This is a genomic window from Hymenobacter mellowenesis, from assembly GCF_030581005.1.
GTDB lineage: Bacteria > Bacteroidota > Bacteroidia > Cytophagales > Hymenobacteraceae > Hymenobacter > Hymenobacter mellowenesis.
Genome location: NZ_JAUQSX010000003.1, coordinates 257,807 through 278,026 on the forward strand (window position 1 = coordinate 257,807; position 20,220 = coordinate 278,026).

The window sequence follows — 20,220 nt, forward strand, 5'->3', positions numbered from 1 at the left end:
TGGGTTAAACTGAGAAAAAGGGTGTAATGAATTCTTATTGATTGCCAGCGGCTTTGCGGGCCGCGATGCGGGCCTGCCAGTCCTTGCCGGCCTGGTTCATGTCGATGCCGGCGGCCGAGAGGTAGTTGTTGATGCGCCCCTTGTACTTGCCAAACCAGGCGTGCTTCTGTTCCGAGGTGCCGCCGTCCATGGCGTGCTCGCGGGCCTCCGTCAGCCAGGCCAGCATCTGGGCGCGCTGCTCGGCCGTGAGGTTGGGCAGCATGTCGTTGTAGGCGCCCATCGTGAGGGGCAGCACGCCATAGGTCATGCCGTCCTTCACCTGCTCAATCTGGGCCGGGGTAAGACGGCGGCTCAGCTTCCGGAGGTACTGCGGGTGCAGCTTGTCGAGGGCGGCGGTGGTTTCGGTTTCTACTTTGGCCAGCTCGGCCTTGGTGGCGTCCGTCTGGGGCTGGGCTTTGAGGGCGGCCTTGCGGGTTTTCTGCTGCTCGTAGATGTCGTTAAGAGCCCGGTACTGGTCGGCGATGACGTCGCGCACCTGCACCGAGTCTTTGGCTTTGAGGCCATCGATTTTGGCCACGATTTTGGCCGCGCGCTCCGTGATGGTCCGCGTATAGGCGGCTTCTTTGGTTTCGGCCGGCGCGGGCGTCTGGGCCGAGGCCTGAGAGAGGGTAGTTGCAGTTAGAAAGCCAGCTAAAAACAGGCTTTGCAATGATTTATTCATGATTCACGGATAGTGCTAGAATAGTAGCAAGTTATCCGTGTTTTTGAGGCCAGTACTGTAACTTTTAGCTAACTTATTGTACGATATTATCATGAGTATGAAGTTTTGATTAAGCTAGTTTTTATTCCTCCTCAAAATGCCCCTCCTGATAGCACAAGGGCAGTTTAAGCGGCTTATTCCTCATACCCAATCAAAACCTAAAAAGTGCCCAGACGGCTTAAAAAAGCCACGCAATCGTTCCCGGACTTTTGGTGCGATATCGTATAATCGGCTACCCACCGGACTCAGGCTTCGGGCAAAGCCACCGGGCTATATATCGTTTCATGGGGCGTAACGGAGGCTGTCGCCGGCCGCTTGCGCCAGTAGTTGGCCAGAATGGAGCCCGAAATATTCATCCAAGGACTGAACACGGCCGCCGGCAGCCCCACGGTGCCCAGCTTGCCCATGCCGCCCGCCAGCCCCGAGGCCATGCCGCCATTCTGCAGCCCCACTTCAAACGCCACCGTGCGGGCCGAATTCACATCGAGCCCAAACAGCCGGCTGAGCCAGTAGCCAAAGAAATACCCCGCCGCGTTGTGCAGCACCGAGGCCAGAAACAGCAGGAAGCCCACCCGCAACAGGTTGTCGTGCCCCGCCGCTGTGGTCACGGCCGTGAAATAGATGATGCCAAACATGGATAAGTAAGGCATCACTTCATCGATTTTGGGCAACCTTTTCGCCAATTGATGATAAAGCACGCCCACCACCACAGCCGCCACGAGGAAGCTGAGTATCTCTAGTGCCTGCACGGCTTCGGGGCTCGGCAGGCTGCGCACCAACGCCGCCCACAAGCCCAGCGGGAGCGCCGCCAGCCACAGCACGCCCGCGCCGGCCAGCAGGCCCACCGTGCGCCGGCCCCGCGGCGTGGCGGTTTTAAGATAGTCGTGCAGCAAAGCGGCCATGATGGGCACCAGCACGATTTTGATGATTTCCATCATCATGCTCACAAACTTTACTTCGATGAGCGTGCCGGCCAGCAGCTTTAATAATAAAGGAGTGAGAAACGGCGCCGCCAGCGTGGCCATGGCCGTGACGACCACCGACAGCACCATATTGGCCCGGGCCAGATACACCATCACATTGGAGGCCAATCCGCTGGAGCAGGAACCGATGAGGATGATGCCGGCTGCAATTTCGGGTTCGAAGTGAAACACTTTGGTGAGCAGCAGGCCCATGAGCGGCATCACCGAAAAGTGGCACAGCAGGCCAATGAGCACGCCCTTGCCGGTGCTGCCCAGCCCCGCAAAATCCCGAATGCTCATCTGAATTCCCATGCCAAACATTACCAATTGCACCACGAATAGAATTAACCACTTGTTGCGCAAATCGACTCCGCCCCAGTGCGTGAACGCGGCCGGGTACATCATGGCCGCCACCACCGCCACTATAATCCAGGCCGTATACTGGTAGCTGCGCAGCCACGGCACGGCTTTGAAGCCCAGGGCCAGGCCGACTGCCGCTACCACGGCCGCCGGCTGCCACAGCGCCGCCGCGTGCAAGGCAACACCGGCCAACAACACCAAGCCCGCGAGGCCGGCAACCACCAGACAGAACTGAAAAAGTCGATTCATTGCAGAAAGGGGAAGGGGTTGGCCGGATGATACAAGGGGCCGGACTACGCCAGCTGGGCCGCCAAATGCTGAATGGCAATGCCAGGGCTGGCCAGAATGGGCACCACGCGGTCGGCCGCGTCCAGCGCCTCAACGACGCGCGCCATGCTGGCCTGGGCCAGCACGATTACATCGACTTTAGTCACCAGCTCCTTGAGGGTTGCCGATACGATGGCGTCGTGGCGGGCGCCATCGCCGCTCATCAGGGCCTCGAAGGCGCCTTCGCAGAGCACAGAAGTCAGCGCGATTTCCTTGCCGGCGCGCGCGGCACGGCGTTGCACCAGGTCGGCGGTGGGGCTGAGGGTGCTGGCCAACGTGGCAATGACGCCGATGCGCCGGCCGGCTTGCACGGCCTGGTCTGCCATGGGCTGGTCGACGCGCAACACGGGCACGCCGCTCAGGCCCGCCGCCTGCTCCACCGCCGCGCCGATGGACGAGCAGGTAACCAGCACGTAATCGGCCCCGCCGGCTTCGGCCGAATTCACGTAGCCCACCACGCGGCGGGCCACGGCGGGCGTCAGCTCGCCTTCGCGGATGATGGTGCGCACCAGGCTGTCATCAACGATGTTAAAAACCTGCACGCCGGGCAGGTGCTCGGCGCAAAGCTGCTGGAACACGGGCACCATGATGGCGGAAGTGTGGACGAGGGCGAGGGTTTTGGGAGGCATGAGGGGTGGGAAAATAGAGTTTATAAATAGGCCGGTCATGCTGAGCGTAGTCGAAGCATCTTTACCGCTTCATTGCAGCGAATTGGATTTCTCCTGCGGTAGAGACGCTTCGACTGCGCTCAGCATGAAGTTCTTATATGTCAGTTATTCAACATCCGGCCTTCGAGTAGCACGCCGAAATACTCCGGCGCACCCACCTGGCCGCCTTTAAAATTGACTTCGACGCCGTGCAAGGGTGAGCCCGGCGCGGAGGCGCGGCACAGCGGCGCGCCGAGGTAGAGCGGCGCTATCATCTCCACGGCTTCGATGCCCATGGCGCGGGCGGCGTAGCTGGAGGTGTCGCCGCCGGCCACCACCACACGGCGCACGCTGGTTTGGCCCACCACTTCGCGGCCAATGCGGCCCAGCGCCGTGCCCAGCTTTTCGGCCGAGAGACTTTGCACCGCGCCAGCCGCGCCGCCGTTGGTGTGGACGATGACGCTTTGGTTTTGGCTGATAAGGCGAATGGCCTGTTCTTGGTAATGAGCCAGTTCCGTTGACGCTTCCGCAGCTGAGGTAGCTGCCAGACGTTGTGCATCCAGCACCATTTCGGCAAAGCCATTGGCCTGGGCCCAGGCCACCTGCCCGGCCGTGACGGGTGAGCAGCTGCCCGACACCACCAGCAGCGGCGCGGCGCGGCCAGGAGCGGGCCAGTTGGTCACGGGCGTCAGCGCGCCGTTTTCGGCCCAAAGTTGCCCCAGCGCCATTTCGATACCGGAAGAGCCTACCGAAAATAGCGGCCCTGCGGCGGAAGCGTAGCTGTCGAGGGCTGCGCCGATGCCCAGCAACTGTTCCTCGTAAAGCGCATCGAACAGGATGATTTCGGCTCCTGCTTCCACTTGCGCGGCCACAGTGGCTTGCATCTCCGGCAGTGGCCGGGTGATTTGCAGAATGTCGAGCAGGCCGGTTTTGAGCCCGGTTTGGCGGGCCAGGTGGAGGCGCAGGTCGCTTTCGTCGGCGGGCGTAGTGGGGTGCCGGCTCATCGACGGGTGCCGGTCAAGGCGGAAGATGCCGCCGTCGCTGCCGATGCCAAGCCGCGCGAACAAGTGGCCGAAGGCGCAGTAGCGGCCCAGCGGCGGAGCGGCTACCAGCAACGGCACAAAGGCACTGGGAAACACTCGGCGCCCCACTTCAATAGCCCGTCCAATGCTGCCGATGGTTGGCGAGGAATCAAAAGTCGAACACACCTTATAATGTACGTGGCGCGGCCCCAGCGCCCGTAGCGCCGCGAAGGCGGGTTCCAAGACGGCCTCCATGGCATCCGGCGGCATGGCGCGGGTGAGGCCGGCCACGCCGATGGCGTCCAGGTCGGGGTAGGCGGCGAGCTGGGCGGGCGTGGGCGGGGCGATGAACAGGGCGGTGCGCGCCCCCGCGCGGCTCAGAAATTCGAGCGCGTCGGTGCTGCCGGTGAAGTCGTCGCCGTAGTAGGCCAGGAGAAGATTATTCATTAGGCTGTCATGCAGCGCGCAGCGAAGCATCTCGCGTGTGGTAGTGACTCAATCGTAAGGATTACTTCGGCACGCGAAATGCTTCGCTGTGCGCTGCATGACGTTCTTATTTGCCGCCGAATTTTTGCACTGCCGCCGCAAATTCCGGGTGCAAGGCGGCGGTTTTCTCAAACGTGAGGCCGTCCACGGCACCCTGCCAGGCTTGCTGCAGGGCCTGCACGCCCGCGGCCGGACCCATTGGGTGGGCCAGGATGCCGCCGCCGGCCATGTAAAGCAGGTCGGTGGTGCGGGTGCGGCGGTAGGTTTCGAACGCCTGCCCGCCCCATTGGCCCGACGACACCACCGGCAGCACCGAGTAGCCGCCCAGCAGCGGCGTCTGGCAGGCTTCGATGGACGCAACCACACTGTCGTCGGATTCCCAGAACTTATTCTGGATGCCGTTGACGTGCAGCTGGTCGACGCCAGCCAAGCGCCACAGTTTCTGGTAGGCACGGAAATCGATGCCTAGCAGCGGGTGCCGCGTGAGCATGCCCCAGCCGTTGCGGTGCCCGTGAATGGCCAGCGCCCGCTGGTCGCAGATTTTGCGGGTGCCCGCGAGGCCCACGCTGTTGATGCTGACCATGGCGCAAGTGCCACCGGCGCGCACCATGTACTCGTAGCGGCGCAGCATCTCGTCGATTTCCCCGCTGATATTGAAGGCATACATCACTTTTTTGCCGGTGCGGTCGGCGTGGCGGTTCACGACGGCCATCACGGCATCGACGCGCGCCTCGAAGGGCGAGTTGGCGGCGGCCATCTGCAGCTCGTCGTCCTTCACGAAATCAATGCCGGCCTCGGCCAATGTGCCTACCAGTCCGGCCGTTTGCTCGGGCGTGAGACCGATGCTGGGCTTGATAATGGTGCCGATGAGCGGCCGCCCCTGCACGCCCGTCAGCTCACGGCAGCCCGCCACACCAAACGCCGGTCCGGCAAAGTGTTGCGCATATGAAGCCGGCACGTCAATGTCCATCAGCTTCAGCCCCGTAAACTGGCGGATTTCATACAGATTCCCTTGCAGCGTGGACACCAGCAGCGGCAGGTTGTACCCAAAATTCTCCACCGACCACGACACCCGCACCCGCGCCCGATGGTACAGCCCGCTGCTGCTCGTCGCGCCCGGAATGGCCGGCTCCCGCACCGTTTCCAGCGCCTCTACCGACTCCACGCGGGCGGCAAAGCGTTGCTTGAGCTCGGCGGTTTCGCCTGGCACCGCCACGAAGGTACCGGACGACTGCTCGCCCGCCAGCACGGCGGCCGCGGCGGCCGGGTCGAATGGGGTTTCGATGTAGTAAGTGGCGGTAATGCGTTCCATGGGTTGTAGCGTGGACTCTGCGAGTCCGCGCATTGGTGTTCTGTATTATTCGTTCGTTCGTTCGTTCAGACGCGGACTCGCAGAGTCCACGCTACATCAACTTTGAAAAATTGACTTCAAATAGGCCGCGTTGGCTCCGAAATTCTTCTTCACATTCCGGGCGTCGTTGGCGTCGCGCGAGCGTTCAATCACCAGCCAGCCCTCCCAGTTGATGTCGGCCAGGGTTTGCTTCACCTTGTTCATATCCAGGCGCGTATTGTTTTGCAGCCACACGCCGTCCTCGTCGGTGGCGTGAATCTGGCAGATGCGCTTGCCCCCCAGAATCTTCAGTTCCTGATGCAAGTCGCGGCCTTCCTTGAGCGGGTTTGAAAAGTTGAAGTAAATCTGGATGTTTTTCGAGTTGATTTCCTTCAGCAAAGCCACTTCGCCGGTGGCATCCAGCGCGGTTTCGATGCCGACGACGACGCCCGCCTTCTTCGCCATTGCGCCCACCACCTTCAGTCGCTCCACGATGGCGGGGCGTAGCTCGGGGTTCTTTTTCAAATCGCCCTGCGTGCCGAGCGGTAGGAAAGCCACCTTCACATTCAGCGCCTTCATCGTGTCGAGGCAGTCCTGAATCATGCGCTGGTAGGTGGGGCGCGTGGCGAACGATTGGGCGTAGAAACCCGTCATGGCCAGCGAGCAGATTTCCAGGTTCAGCTCTTTCGCTTTATCAATGAACTGCTGGCGAATTTCGGGATTGGCGAGCTGGTTGTCGAAGGTTTCGCGCTGGCCCAGGCCACCCACGTCCACCTCCACGCCGTCGGCCCCGATGTCTTTGGTGAGCTGCAAGGCACCCAGTTTCTGCCGCTTCAGAATCATCAGGTCAACCACCGCGACTTTGTAAGTCAGCCTCTTTTTGGTGGGCGCAAGGGCGCGGGCCCAGCCGGGCAGCAGCAGGCCGCCCGTTAGAAACGAGCTGGCTTTCAAGAAATCGCGGCGGGAAGCAGTATCGGTTTTCATCACAAAGCTGATTTAGCGGGTCTTATCCGTACGAAATGGGCGAGCCGGCAGCCCGGCTTCGGAAAACAGGTTGGGCTGCGCCACTTCGTCCCAGCCGAAGCGCACGGCCGTGGGCTGCTTCACTTCCGGGGCCGAAACCAGTACTTGCCGGCCCTCGATGCGCGCCTGGGCGGGCACAAACACGCCATCGGGCCCGGCAATGGCAAAGTCCGTCAGCGCCTTGCCGTCTTTGCTGACCAGTGGGGCGGCCGAAGTAAACGAAACGGCCGCCACCTCACCCTTCACTTTCAGGCTGTGAAAAACCGGGCCTTCGGCTACCACACCGGGCATCTGGTAGGTTTTGGCCAACGCCAGCAACGCCAGCCGCCGCCCAATTTCCCATTTGAAGCCGGGGTGAATGCCGCCCTCGGTATTGGCCAGGTCAGTGGTTTCAATCATGCCTGTGTGCGGCACGAGTTGCAGCACCGCTGCCTGCGCTTCGCGGATGCGGGGCAGGGTTTCGCGCGTCAGCACCACTTTGTCGTGGGTGTCAGAGTACTTGAACGGGGCCAGCGACACGTAGTAGAACGGCAGATTCTGGTCGCCCCAGGCCGCGCGCCAACTGCCGATGAGCGTGCGCATTTTCTGGGTGTACGTCGTCGTCTCAGCCAGAAAGCAATTGCTTTCGCCCTGGTACCACAGGAAGCCGCGCACCGCCAACGGTGCCAGCGGCTTCACCATCGTCTCCCAGAATTTGCCCGGGTCGCCGTCTACTTTCTTCCCCACAAAAGCCGGGTCTTTGGCAAAAGCTGCTTCCGAAACCCAGGGCTCGATGCGGCTGCCGGGCACGGCCGATGATACCATGCCCACCGGCACATTGAGGCGCATATTCAGCTCTTTGGCGAAGAAATATGCGGCGGCCGAGAACGAGCGCAGAGCCGAATCCTGCGCCACGGCCCAGTCGCGGTGTAGGGTGTCGGGCTTTGCCAGGGTCTTGCGGTTGACCAGGAAAATGCGGATGGCGGGATTGTGAGCGTAGTTCAGCTCGTCCACGGGATTGGGGCCGGGCACGTCGGGGCGCGTCACCTTGCTGTTTTTGCGCATGGTGTATTCCATGTTCGACTGGCCCGAGCACACCCAGACTTCGCCCACCAGCACATTGCGCAGCCGAATAATGTTGCTGCCGCTGATCATCAACTCGGCCGGCGTAGCCGATGCCTTCAGTGGCTTGAGCAGCACCTGCCACTTGCCCGCCGCGTCGGCCTTGGTGCTGGGGTGCTGGCCGGCAAACTGCACCGTCACGGCCTCGCCCGGAGCGGCCGTGCCCCAGATGGGCACCGGCTTCTCGCGTTGCAGCACCATGTCGTGCCCGAGGATTCGGGGGAGGGTGATAGTGGCGTGGGCGGGTAATGCGGCAAATAGTGCCAGCACGATATAGAGACGCAATATTTTGCGTCTCGTCGTTGAACGAATGGAACCGCGCCGTCCGAATTGTTCGGGCGTCATCGTTCGAACATTATTGTTCAACGACGAGATGCAAAATATTGCGTCTCTACACTGTCCTATTGTCTCTATTATCCTCATTTCTTCGCCAACCAGATAATTTCCGCACCTGTCGCCGCGCCGTTCAATGTGGTAACCTTACCACCCTTCACCGATTCTACCGCGCCCGTTACCTGCCCGGTTTTTGGGTTCAGATGCCGCACGGCGAACGTGCCACTTATCCCCGACAAGTCAACCTGCACCGGCGACTTGCCCTCCCGGTACAGCAGCAGGCCGGTTTTGCCGTCGCCCATCGCCCACTGGTCGGCGGGCTTGCCGGGCAGCTCCACCGGCTTCATGGCGGCCACGGATGTTGCAAAGCCAGCATCTGCTACGCGGGGCAGGCTGGCCATGGAGCCGCCCGCCAGCAGAACGGCCCAGCCGAAGGCATCGTAGCCATCGGCCGAATAGAGCACGGCTTTGTCCGGAAATTGCTGGCGGTATTCGCGTACGGCGCGGTATACCTGCTCGAACGAGCTGCGCTTGGGCGGCGTGAGGCGGGCATGCTGGCGCGGGGCCAGGTTCTGGCCGCCGGCCGGCGCATAGGCCGTGCCGTTGAATTGGTAGTGCCAGTAGTTGATGTCAATAACGTCGACCACCTGGGCCCGGGCCGGGTCGGCCAGAATGGCGTCCTGCACGTCTTTGGTAGTGCTCAGCGCAATAGTGGGGTGCTGGCCGGTTTCGGTTTCCCACTCCTTGATGGTGTCGAGCCAGAACTGCACGAAGGTGAGCGGCCCGGTAAATTCGGCCCCGATGAGGTGGATGACGCCGGTCTGGCCCTTGAAATTGGCGAGGCACTGGCGGATGTAGGCGCGGTGCAACGGCCGGCGCGTGGCATCGGTCACGTCGTAAAACTGCTCGGCCATGAAGATGCGCTTGTCGCCGGCGTAGGGCGCGGGCTCCGGGAAGCCGGTGTTGTTCACGTTGTTCACCGGGCGCCAGGGGAAGTCGGCGTAGTGCGCGCCGGCTTCGATGATGTTGTGCTGGAAATAGTGCTGGTTGAGCAGCACGAGGCCCTTTTGGTCGGCCAAATCGGCAAACTGGTTCAGGCGGCTCCAGTACCAGGCGTTGTATTTAGTGAGGTCGTAGCGGCTGAGTCCGTCCCAGGCCTGGCCGGTGCCGCTGCGGGCGAAGGGCAACTCGTAAAACGGCGCCCACACCTCGCCGTCCATCCGCTTGATGCGCTCGTGGTCGTCGCGCCGGCGCTCGTACCAGAGGCCGTAGTTGTGGTGCAGGGCCACCACGTTCTGGGCCCGCATCGAGTCGGTCATCTCGGCCAAATCATCGGTCAGCCCCCGGCCAATCTGGCCCGGCACGAAGCGCGTGATGTGCGGTTTGGGATTGAGCAGACCGTAGGGGCGGGCGCTGCCGTTCCACCACGGCACTTCCTGGCGGCGGCCCAGCACGAGGGCATTGCCGCGCACCAGCACGCCCTGCGCCACGTGCAGCGGAGCCGCGTAGGTGGGCGCCGGGGCCGTTTTTACCTTCAGCTTATCGATGCTGGGCGCGGAGTTCTGAAGCGAAATCGGCTGGCGCGTGGGGGCGGCTTTCACGAATTCCAGCACGGTAGGCGCGGGGTTCACCGAGAGGCGCGTCAGCTCCTGCGCCACGGCCACTTTCGGGCTACTGCTGGCCTCAGTGGGCACGGGCAGCAGGATGGCGCGGGCCTTGGCGGCCTCGCCCAGCCGCTCCTGTAGCTGCGAGTAGTAGAGGCTGCGCGGGTTGATGTTTTCGTTGGACTGGTCCCAGAAGCCGTTGCCGCCGAACTGCGCCCAGGTGCCGAAAGCCCAGTTTTGGGCGGTGGGCGGCTGGTAGCAGTCCACACGGGCGGCGGTGCACTGCCAGAACACGCTGTTGGCCACGGCCCATCCTGCTCCCTGTCCATCCTGCTCGCGGTTGCCGAAGCGCAGGGCCTGGCCGTATTCTTTCACGATGTCGAACAGCACGCCCGAAGCCCAGCTATCCACGCCGCCGCTGAAACTCAGCGCCTGCTCGGCCTCGCACTGCACGAAGGCGTTGGGGCCGGCCGCGCAGTAGCCCAAGGCAAAATCGTGATAACCATTCTCCGCATACAGCCGCTGAAAAAGCGTCTGCGAGCCCAGGGTATAGAAGGTATTGCGCCGCTCATTGCCGATTTCCGACACCGGCTCCGTCGAAATACAGTCCTCTACCGTCACGCGCCGGGCTGTGGCCTGCGCCAAAACGGCCGAGCCGGCGAAGTGCCGAAACGCCACCTGCCGCACCCAGGCATCCTGCGCATTTTCAATATCAATAGCCACCCAGCGGTGGTTTTCATCCTTCGGGTTAGCCGCATCGAAGCTGGATTCCAGCCGTAGGTTTTCGACGCCGACCTGCGAAATCAGGCCCGGCCAGGAGTAGCGGGCCATGGTGCCGCCGCCGTAAGCTTGGTCCAGCGCGGTAGTCAAAGGAGCATCTAAGGTGATGCCGTTGGCATCCACGACCACCACCTGGCGGTCCCAGGCGAGGTCGCGCTGGCCGGGTTTCCAGCCCAGCGAGGACAGGCCGCCGCCGAAGGTTTCCATGCCCAACTTGTGCACCCACGCGGCCGTACTGGGCCGCCGCACCTGCACTCGGTCGCCTACTTTAAAGGCGCTGGCATTGGCGATTTTGATGGTGCAGGCATTCACCGGCACGTATTTGTCGGTAACCGGCAGCGCGGTTTCAAACCGGCGGTCATTGCGCCCGCCCACCGTAATCAAATGGTCGCGGCTCACGCCCGTGCCGATGACAACGGTGCCGCTCTCGCCCATGCCGGAGCCGCGTAGCACCACACCCGAGGCGCGAATAAACAGCCGGCCCGCTACCTCATAAGTGCCCTTCTCCAGCAGTATCGCGCCGCGCAGGCCATCCTTGCCCACCGGCAAGCCGGCCACGTAATCCAGCGCCGACTGAATGCGGGCTGTGGCATCGCCGGCCTTCACGGGCACCGTCACTTTAATGGTGGCCGTGGGAATAGCCGCATCGCCCGCCCGGTAGCCGGTATAGGAAAAGTCCGGCACTCTGTTGCCCAGCGAATCCGGCGCGTAGCTCAGCTTGCCGTCCTTGTACTCGATGGGCGAGGGCGGCGGCAGCGGCTTGGGTGCTTTCTGCGCGGCGGCCGGGCTGGCGGTGAAGATGCCGGAGAGGAGTAGGAAGGCAAAGGTGCGGGTAGGCTGGTGCACGGGTGTTTGTTTTCAGGTAGCAACCTAAAGGAACGTCATGCAGAGCGCAGCGAAGCATCTCGCTCGAATTATTGCAGAAGCATTATTTACTACCACAAGCGAGATACTTCGCTGCGCTCTGCATGACGTTCTTTCGTCTACAATCGTCAGGCTCCCCTCTCCTGAGGAGAGGGGCCGGGGGTGAGGTTACGGCTTCACCGTGCTCAGCGCCACCAAGCCATTGAGGTAATTCTCAATGTTTGAGTAGCCGTTTTTCGTAATCGTAGCCGCGTCAGCCGCATTTTTTGGGTCTAGGCCGTTCTTCTTTTCGTAGTCGTCGGGCATGCCGTCCTTGTCGGCATCAGCGTAGGGCTTGCCGGCGTAGGTGGGATAACCGCCTACCTGAACGGGGTCGGTGATGATGCCCTGCTTGTAGGAATCAATCGGCAAGCGGCGGTGCTCAAACTGCGTGGTAGGCAGCTTCACGTTCTTGATGAAGTCGATTTTGCCGGTACGCACCTGCTCCACCACGCGGGTGTCCACGGGGTCGCGCTTGGGCAGGATGGCACCGGCATTTTCCAGCACGTAGCTGTAAGCTTTTTCGGCCGGGATGATGGTGATTTCCGGCATCGGCAGCGGCTTGCTCGCCTTCATATCGGCCGTGTACTTGCCGGTGTTGGGCATTTCCTCCACCTGCACGCCGCCGTTCCAGTTGTCTTTGGTCACCTCGGGGAAGCCTTCCACCACGTTGCCGGCCACATAGGCGCGGCCGTACACCTGGTACTTCAGCTTGCTGCGGCCCGATTCGGGCTTCAGGATGCGGTGGCCGATGTTAGTGTCCTTCGGGGTGGAGGGACCGGGCTTGTAGTAGTTGTTGATGATGTTGTAAAGGGCGCGGTAGTCGCCGCCGTCCACGGAGCGGTGCACCCAGTTGAACATCACGTTGTTGGCGAAGTTGAACACGCCGTTCCAGCCGATGGACGGGTTGCGGCCCGCGTTGTCGGCCCACAGGTTGCGCATGAACGTGCAGTTCTCGCCGCCCAGCGTGCTGCCAAAAGCGTGGTTCCAGGTGTCGAGCGACTCCGAGAAGATGGAGTTTTGAATGGTGATGTTCACCGTACCCAGCTTCTGCTCCGGGATGCCGGTGCTGTCGTTGTACATGTGGCGGTACATCGACATGTTCTCATCCAGCCCCCAACTCGCCGAGACGTGGTCAATCATGATGTTGCCAATCGGGTTGCCGCCGATGGAATCGTCGCGCCGGCCCACGTTCGTCTCGCCGCGGCGGAAGCGCATGAAGCGAATCAGCACGTCGTGCGTGTTCAGCCACACCGACTCGCCGGCTACGCAAATGCCGTCGCCGGGCGCGCTCTGGCCCTCAATGGTGATGTAGGGCGCCCGAATCATGAGCGGCGTTTTCAGCCGAATGATGCCCGCCACGTTGAACACCACGATGCGGGCGCCGCCCTGCTCGCAGGCCTCGCGCAGGGAGCCGGGGCCGCTGTCGGCCAGGCTCGTCACCACAATTACGCGCCCGCCGCGCCCGCCAAACGTGTAGGCCCCGCCGCCCTCGGCGCCCGGAAACGCCGGGATGCTGGCCTGCGGCAAATCGATGGGGCGGGCCGCCCACGGAATGTAGGGCTTGCCCTCGCGCTGCTCCTGTTGAATGATGGGGTAGGCCTTGTTCCAGGCAATTTCGGACTGCCGGTAGGCGTCCTTCATCATGGCCTCGCTGGCCTTCTGCACGTCCTGCGGAATCTTCGGATACTGGGCGTGAGCCGCAAACTGCGTCGAAAAAAAGAGGCCCAAGGCACCGAGGGAAGCAAGCGGTTTGTTCATAAGGGGTGGGGAAGTTTGGATGGAACGAAATAACAGGACAAAAACCGCCATCACCTATATCATTTTCTCGTCCCTGTGTAGGATGTTATCATTCGCCTTTGCTGCGGTAAGCAGGGCCGCCGTTTAGCTGAGTAAACGCTCACCGGGCCTTCTCTTTAACTGTTACCAACGGCTGCCCATGCCGGAATTAAGTGGCTGGCTGTTTAATGAAATGAGAAAGCAAAGAACCCTTTAGCCGTTGCCAGAGCATCTGGAGCAGCCGGATGCAACGACTGGCCACGCTTCGCCAGAACTAGTTTGTGACGCCTCACCCGCTCAACTTGACTGTACTTCCGAAGTTGCTTCACCTTCTAATTTATCGATTGTGTAAAAGCGGCTTTTGCGATGGCAACATGCTATAAAAGCCGGCGAACATGGTACACAGAATTGGTGCGGGCGCCCGATAATTTTGACCTGATGCCATTCGTCCATTCCGCTCCCGTTTTCCATGAATTGCCCGCGCGCCCAAACCGCTGGCATCAACTTGTTAGCTACTCCTTTTTGTTGGTCGGCCTGTTGCTGGGCGCGGCGCAGGTTGGAGCTGCTGCCACTGTGGCTTTGGCAGTCAAAGTGTCAGGTGGAATAACCTCAGAACGGCGTAGTGGCGCGGCCCTTCGCGCCTCCTCGTTGAGCGGCCGGAACCGGACAACTAAAGCCGAACCCAAGCTACCGCAGCAACGCCGCGCCGCGAAGGGACGCGTCGCTACATCCCGCCATTTGGCTGCCCAAACCCGCACCATTCTGCTGCCCAAAACAGCCCACGCCCGCCTGCAATACGGCGCTTCTCAACTGGCCACCGCACTGCGCGCCGCTGGCTATCAGGTGCAGATTCAGCAGGTCGATAAGCTGCCGAAAGCCAAGGGCTTGATTGTCGTAGGCCGTGCCACCGATGCACTGGTGCAGCAGGCCGCCACCGCCTTTCGCACGACCGCCGAAAAAGCGACCGGCAAGGAAGGCTTCGTGCTTTCTTCGGCCAAAGATGACAACCTGCTTATCAACGGAGCCGACAACTCGGGGGCCCTCTACGGCTGTATGGAACTGGCGGAACAAGTGAAAGCCAAAGGCAAAATCAACGAGAACATCCACCTCGCCGACCAGCCCGAAATGGTGCTGCGCGGCACCTGCATCGGCGTCCAGAAGCCCTATTACCTGCCCGGCCGCACGGTGTACGAGTATCCGTACACGCCCGAAACCTTCCCGTGGTTTTACGATAAGGCGCTCTGGGTGAAGTACCTCGATATGATGGTGGACAACCGGTACAACTCGCTCTATCTCTGGAACGGGCACCCGTTTGCCTCGCTGGTGCGGCTCAAGGACTACCCGTTTGCGGTGGAAGTAGACGATGCCACGTTCAAAAAGAACGAGGAGATGTACCGCTTCCTTACCGAGGAGGCCGACAAGCGCGGCATCTGGGTGATTCAGATGTTCTACAACATCATCGTTTCCAAGCCCTTCGCCGAGCATTACAACATCAAAACCCAAGACCGCGCCCGGCCCATCGTGCCGCTCATTGCCGACTATACCCGCAAGTCCATCGCGGCTTTCGTGGAGAAATACCCGCACGTGGGCCTGATGGTGGCGCTGGGCGAAGCCATGGAAGGCACCGGGCAGGACGACGTGGACTGGTTCACGAAAACCATTATTCCCGGCGTGCAAGACGGCCTCAAAGCCCTCGGCCAGACCGAGCAGCCGCCCATTGTGCTGCGCGCTCACGACACCGACGCGCCCCGCGTTATCGCCGCCGCGTCGCCGCTTTACAAGAACCTCTACACCGAAGCCAAATTCAACGGCGAGGCGCTGACCACCTACACGCCCCGCGGCTCCTGGGCCGAGCTGCATCGCAAGCTCAGCAGCATGAATTCGGTGCACATCGAGAACGTGCACATCCTCGCCAACCTGGAGCCGTTCCGCTACGGCTCGGCCGATTTTATCCAGAAATCGGTGCAGGCCATGCACAACACTTACGGCGCCAACGGCTTGCACCTCTACCCGGAGTCGTCGTACTGGGACTGGCCTTACTCGGCCGACAACGTGCCCGGCCGCCAGCTGCAGGTCGACCGCGACTGGCTCTGGTATGCCGAATGGGCCCGCTACGCCTGGCGCGCCAACCGCCCCCGCCCGGCCGAAGTCGCTTACTGGAGCCAGAAGCTGGCCGCGCAATTTGGCTGCGACCCGGCCGCCGGCCAGCAAATTCTGACGGCCTACGAAGAAGCCGGCGAAATCGAGCCCAAGCTGCTGCGCCGCTACGGCATCACCGACGGTAACCGCCAGACGCTCACGCTGGGCATGCTCATGAACCAGCTCATCGACCCCAAGCGCTACGGCTTGTTTACACTGCTTTATGAGTCGGAATCGCCAGAAGGTGAGATGATTATCGAGTATGCCGAAAAGGAGGCGAAAGGGGAGAAGCATGTCGGCGAAACGCCACCGCAGGTGGCCAATGAGGTGGTGGCGCACGGTAAGGCCGCCATCGCAGCCATTGAGAAAGCAGCCCCATCCATCAAGAAGAATCAGACCGAGTTTGCCCGCGTCAAAAATGACATGTACTGCCAGGATGCGCTGGCCAATTTCTACGCCGAAAAGGCCCGGGCCGCTTTGCAGGTGCTACGCTACAAGTACTCGCACAACGTGCAGGACCTGACCGCCGCTGTGCCGCTGCTGCAAAGCAGCGTGGCGCACTGGCAGAAGCTCGTCGACCTCACCAAAGACAGCTACCTCTACGCCAACAGCATGCAAACCGCCCAGCGCAAAATCCCGATGCGCGGCGTGGACGGTACCTACAAAACCTGGGCGGAAATGCTGCCTGTTTATCAGAAAGAACTGGCCGATTTTCAGCATAACATCGACTCGCTGAAGAACACGAAAACCAATGTCGCCACGCGGAAAACAGAGGTGCTTCGCAATGCCCCGGTGGTGCTGCTGAACAAGAAGCCAAAGCCTTTATGGGTCGCATTAGGGCAACCTGCTTTCGCCGATACCACGGCGCAGATTACGGCCTTCGCGCCGGAACTGGCGGGGCTGGAAGGCGTTCTGTTCAGCAAGGCGCAGCAGGTGGCGCAGGGCACGGAAATTCGGTTTTCGACTAAAAAGCCGGTGCAAGTACTGGTCGGGTTTTTCAACCAGAAAAGCCCGCGCTACCTGCCCGTGCCGACCCTGGAAATTGATGCCAGTGCCAACGACTACGGCCAAGCTGAGAGCCGGATTTTGAACGCGCTATCCATCCCCGGCCTGCCGCCTGTCAACGTCCACGCCTACTCCTTCAAAGCCGGCACGCATACGCTGAACCTGGCCCGCGGCGCCTGCATGATTCTGGGGTTTGTGGATGCCACGCAACCGGTGCCGACTTACAATGCCGGGCTGGGCAGCGCAGTGGCACCGGGCCGGGAAATTGACTGGTTGTTTGAGTAATCAAGAACGTCATGCAGAGCAGAGCGAAGCATCCCGCGTGCCGAAGTAAACCAATCGATTGAGTTGCTATTGCCCGCGAGATGCTTCGCTACGCTCTGCATGACGTTCTTTCTTATTGCTATCGTATGCAATTAAAACCCACCCACCTACTCCTTTGCCTCGGTTTGCTTAGCGCCGCGCCCGCCGCGGCCCAGGTCCTCACGCCCGAGCACCTGCGTGCCAGCGTGGCCCGCTTCAATGCGCTGGACAAGGAGGACGTCATCAACCTCGTGCCCAATGCCCAGGCGGCCGACTGGCTGGCCCGCGAAGTACCTTTGTTCGAGTGCCCCGATTCGGCCATTCAGGAAACGTACTACTACCGCTGGTGGACCTTCCGCAAGCACCTGAAGCAGACGCCCGACGGCTACGTATTCACGGAGTTCATCACGCCAATGAAGCACGCCGGGCCTTACAACACCATCAGCAGCGCCCTGGGCCACCACCTCAACGAAGGCCGCTGGCTGCACGACCCGCAGTACATCGACCAGTACACGAAGTTCTGGTTATTCGCCAAGCAACCGCAGGTGAATGCCAAGCTGCATAGCTTCAGCAGCTGGCTGCCCGATGCGGTGTATGAGCTATACAAGGTGAATAATAACCAAGCCTTTGTGCAGGAGACGCTGCCTGCGCTCAACGCCGACTACCGGCAGTGGGAAAAGGAGCGAATGCTCCCCAGCGGCCTGTTTTGGCAGTACGACGTGAAGGATGCAATGGAGGAATCCATCAGCGGTGGGCGCAAGGAAAAGAACGTGCGGCCCACCATCAACAGCTACATGTACGGCAATGCCAAAGCCCTGGCTACCATGGCAAAGCTGACCAAGAACGACACGCTAGAGCGTAAGTACGCCGCCAAGGCCAAGCAGCTCCGCGCCGACGTGCAGAAGACGTTGTGGGACCCCAAAGCCAGTTTTTTCAAGGTGCAGTATGAGAAGGGCGGCCTTTGCGAGGCGCGGGAGGAACTGGGCTATATTCCCTGGTATTTCAACCTGCCCGCCGATAAGCCGCAGTACGCCAAGCAGTGGGCGCAGCTTACCGATGAAGGTGGTTTCCGAGCACCCTGGGGCCTCACCACGGCCGAGCGGCGCGCGCCCGGCTTCCGCACCCACGGCTCGGGCCACGGCTGCGAGTGGGACGGTGCGGTGTGGCCCTACGCCACCACCCAAACCCTGAAAGGCCTCGCCAACCTGCTCACAGACTATAAGCACCACGACGGCATGACGGCTCAGATTTACTACGACGAGTTGCGCAAATACGCCCTCTCGCACCGGAAAAACGGCGTGCCCTACCTCGGTGAGTACCAGGATGAAAAGACCGGCGAGTGGCTGAAGGGCGACAACCCGCGCAGCAGCTATTACAACCATTCCGGCTTCGCCGATTTGGTGATAACCGGCCTCGTAGGCCTTAAGCCGCGAACCGATAACGTGGTGGAAGTATTTCCGCTGGTGCCCGCCGGGCAGTGGGACTGGTTTGCGCTGGACCAGGTGCGCTACCACGGCCGGATGATTGCCGTGATTTGGGACAAAACCGGCCAGAAGTACGGACGGGGCCAGGGCCTGCGCATCTTCGCCGACGGCAAGGAAATTGGCCGCGCCAGCGAGCTGAAAAAGCTGACGGCCAAACTGCCGGGATAGTTAGCAGATACGAAAAGGCACGTCATGCTGAGCGGAGTCGAAGCATCTCTACTGCCCAACTAATCAGATTTACTATTGCGGTAGAGATGCTTCGACTCCGCTCAGCATGACCGTTTCAATACACTGTTCAGAATGAAACACTTCCTCTCCGCCTTTCTCCTGCTGTTCACCATCTCGGCCGCCCGCGCCCAGGACTATTACAACGTTCTGAAATACGGCGCGAAAAACGATAGCACAAAGCTCTCCACCGCCGCCATTGCCAAGGCCATTGACGCGGCGGCGAAGGCGGGCGGCGGCACCATCTACTTTCCGGCGGGCCGCTACCTGACCGGCCCCATTCGCCTCAAAAGCAACATTACCATTGAGGTAGGGGCCGGCGCCATTATCTACTTCAGCAACAATTTCGACGACTACCTGCCCATGGTGCCCTCGCGCTATGAAGGCATCGATGTGACCAGCTTTTCGCCGCTGTTCTACGCCTACAAGGCCGAAAACATCACCATCAAGGGCCGGGGCATTATCGACGGGCAGGGCAAAAAGTGGTGGGACTACGCCGAAGGGCAGTCGCGCAAAAGCCAGGATTCGAAGTGGCAGCAGGAGTTTAAGCGGCTCAATGCCAATATTATTCGGCCCGACGAGCAGGGCGGCGTGATTGACCGGGCGTTTCTACGGCCGCCGTTTATCCAGCCCATGTTTTGCAAAAATGTGTTGATTGAAGGCATCACCATCCGCAACTCGCCGTTCTGGACGGTGAACCCCGAATTCTGCGAAAACGTGACCATTACGGGCGTCACCATCAATAATCCGAAGTCGCCCAATACCGACGGCATCAACCCCGAATCGTGCCGCTACGTGCACATTTCGAACTGCCACATCAGCGTGGGCGACGACTGCATCACCATCAAATCGGGCAAGGACGCGGCCGGGCGCAAGATGAATATGCCAGCCGAAAACTACACCATCACCAACTGCACCATGCTGAGCGGGCACGGCGGCGTGGTGATTGGCTCGGAGATGTCGGGCGGAGTGAAGAAAATCACGATTTCGAACTGCATTTTCGATGGCACCGACCGGGGCATCCGCATCAAAACGGCCCGGGGCCGGGGCGGCGTGGTGGAGGACATTCGCGTCGATAACATCGTGATGAAGAACATTCGTGAGCAGATGATTGTGCTCGATATGCAGTACGCCAAGTCGACGCCCGAGCCGGTTTCGGAGCGCACGCCGCGCTTCCGCAACATCCATTTCAGCAACATCACGGCCGAGGGCAACCAGGCGGGCCTGCTGAACGGCCTGAGCGAAATGCCCATCGAAAACGTAACGTTCAGCAACTGCAACTTCGACGCGAAACAGGGCTTTACGGTGAAGGAGGCCCGCAACATTGCGTTTCATAACGTGGAAGTGAACACGACCATCGGCCCGAGCGTGCGCGCCGAAAACGTGCAGCAAATCTGGCTCGACGGCATTCGCAGCGCCCGCCCGGTAGCCGCTACTTCGCTGCTAGAGTTGAATAACACCGTTGATGCTTTCGTGTATAATTGCTTCCCGGCGGCCGGTACCGAAACGTTTCTGACGCTGAAAGGGGCCAACACGCGCAACATCGGCCTGCAAAACAACAACCTGAAATACGTGAAAATCCCCGTGAGCCAGGCCGCCGATGTGAAGGAGCGGGTGGTAGGGCCGTAGCACCGTAGCGTGGACTCT

At 61.1% G+C, this 20,220-nt stretch carries 12 protein-coding genes; 3 read left to right on the forward strand and 9 right to left on the reverse strand.

Going from position 1 to position 20,220, the window contains the following annotated elements; translation table 11 throughout:
* Window positions 1-34 precede the first annotated feature (34 nt).
* The 9 genes from Q5H92_RS07430 to Q5H92_RS07470 all read right to left on the reverse strand — a co-directional run bounded on the left by Q5H92_RS07430 (window position 35) and on the right by Q5H92_RS07470 (window position 13,399).
* Window positions 35-721, reverse strand: a complete 687-nt coding sequence (locus Q5H92_RS07430) for a DUF3826 domain-containing protein (RefSeq protein WP_305010871.1) — start codon at window positions 719-721, stop codon at window positions 35-37.
* A 284-nt stretch (window positions 722-1,005) separates the two neighbouring features.
* Window positions 1,006-2,331 carry a bile acid:sodium symporter family protein gene (locus Q5H92_RS07435; RefSeq protein ID WP_305010872.1) on the reverse strand — a complete coding sequence of 442 codons (1,326 nt, stop codon included), beginning with the start codon at window positions 2,329-2,331 and terminating at the stop codon, window positions 1,006-1,008.
* A gap of 44 nt (window positions 2,332-2,375) precedes the next feature.
* Window positions 2,376-3,038: an aspartate/glutamate racemase family protein gene (locus Q5H92_RS07440; RefSeq protein ID WP_305010873.1), complete on the reverse strand. Its 663-nt coding sequence runs from the start codon at window positions 3,036-3,038 to the stop codon at window positions 2,376-2,378.
* A gap of 140 nt (window positions 3,039-3,178) precedes the next feature.
* On the reverse strand, window positions 3,179-4,525 hold the full coding sequence (locus tag Q5H92_RS07445) for a four-carbon acid sugar kinase family protein (protein WP_305010874.1): 1,347 nt from the start codon (window positions 4,523-4,525) through the stop codon (window positions 3,179-3,181).
* A gap of 106 nt (window positions 4,526-4,631) precedes the next feature.
* Entirely contained in the window at window positions 4,632-5,876 is a 1,245-nt protein-coding gene (locus Q5H92_RS07450) for a ribulose-bisphosphate carboxylase large subunit family protein (protein WP_305010875.1), read from the reverse strand.
* Window positions 5,877-5,972: 96 nt separating this feature from the next.
* Window positions 5,973-6,878: a sugar phosphate isomerase/epimerase family protein gene (locus Q5H92_RS07455; RefSeq protein WP_305010876.1), complete on the reverse strand. Its 906-nt coding sequence runs from the start codon at window positions 6,876-6,878 to the stop codon at window positions 5,973-5,975.
* Window positions 6,879-6,890: 12 nt separating this feature from the next.
* Window positions 6,891-8,303, reverse strand: a complete 1,413-nt coding sequence (locus tag Q5H92_RS07460; protein WP_305010877.1) for a sialate O-acetylesterase — start codon at window positions 8,301-8,303, stop codon at window positions 6,891-6,893.
* A 134-nt stretch (window positions 8,304-8,437) separates the two neighbouring features.
* The gene (locus tag Q5H92_RS07465; protein ID WP_305010878.1) at window positions 8,438-11,581 is read right to left on the reverse strand and encodes a DUF6298 domain-containing protein; all 3,144 of its coding nucleotides are present in this window, start codon (window positions 11,579-11,581) and stop codon (window positions 8,438-8,440) included.
* Window positions 11,582-11,767: 186 nt separating this feature from the next.
* Complete coding sequence (locus Q5H92_RS07470) at window positions 11,768-13,399, reverse strand: pectate lyase family protein (protein ID WP_305010879.1); 1,632 nt, start codon at window positions 13,397-13,399, stop codon at window positions 11,768-11,770.
* A 756-nt stretch (window positions 13,400-14,155) separates the two neighbouring features.
* Between Q5H92_RS07470 and Q5H92_RS07475 the strand changes: the two genes are divergently transcribed.
* The 3 genes from Q5H92_RS07475 to Q5H92_RS07485 all read left to right on the forward strand — a co-directional run bounded on the left by Q5H92_RS07475 (window position 14,156) and on the right by Q5H92_RS07485 (window position 20,202).
* Window positions 14,156-16,846, forward strand: a complete 2,691-nt coding sequence (locus Q5H92_RS07475) for an alpha-d-galacturonidase (RefSeq protein ID WP_305010880.1) — start codon at window positions 14,156-14,158, stop codon at window positions 16,844-16,846.
* A 125-nt stretch (window positions 16,847-16,971) separates the two neighbouring features.
* Window positions 16,972-18,516: an MGH1-like glycoside hydrolase domain-containing protein gene (locus Q5H92_RS07480; RefSeq protein WP_305010881.1), complete on the forward strand. Its 1,545-nt coding sequence runs from the start codon at window positions 16,972-16,974 to the stop codon at window positions 18,514-18,516.
* 132 nt (window positions 18,517-18,648) lie between these two features.
* The gene (locus tag Q5H92_RS07485; protein WP_305010882.1) at window positions 18,649-20,202 is read left to right on the forward strand and encodes a glycoside hydrolase family 28 protein; all 1,554 of its coding nucleotides are present in this window, start codon (window positions 18,649-18,651) and stop codon (window positions 20,200-20,202) included.
* The last annotated feature ends 18 nt before the right edge of the window (window positions 20,203-20,220 follow it).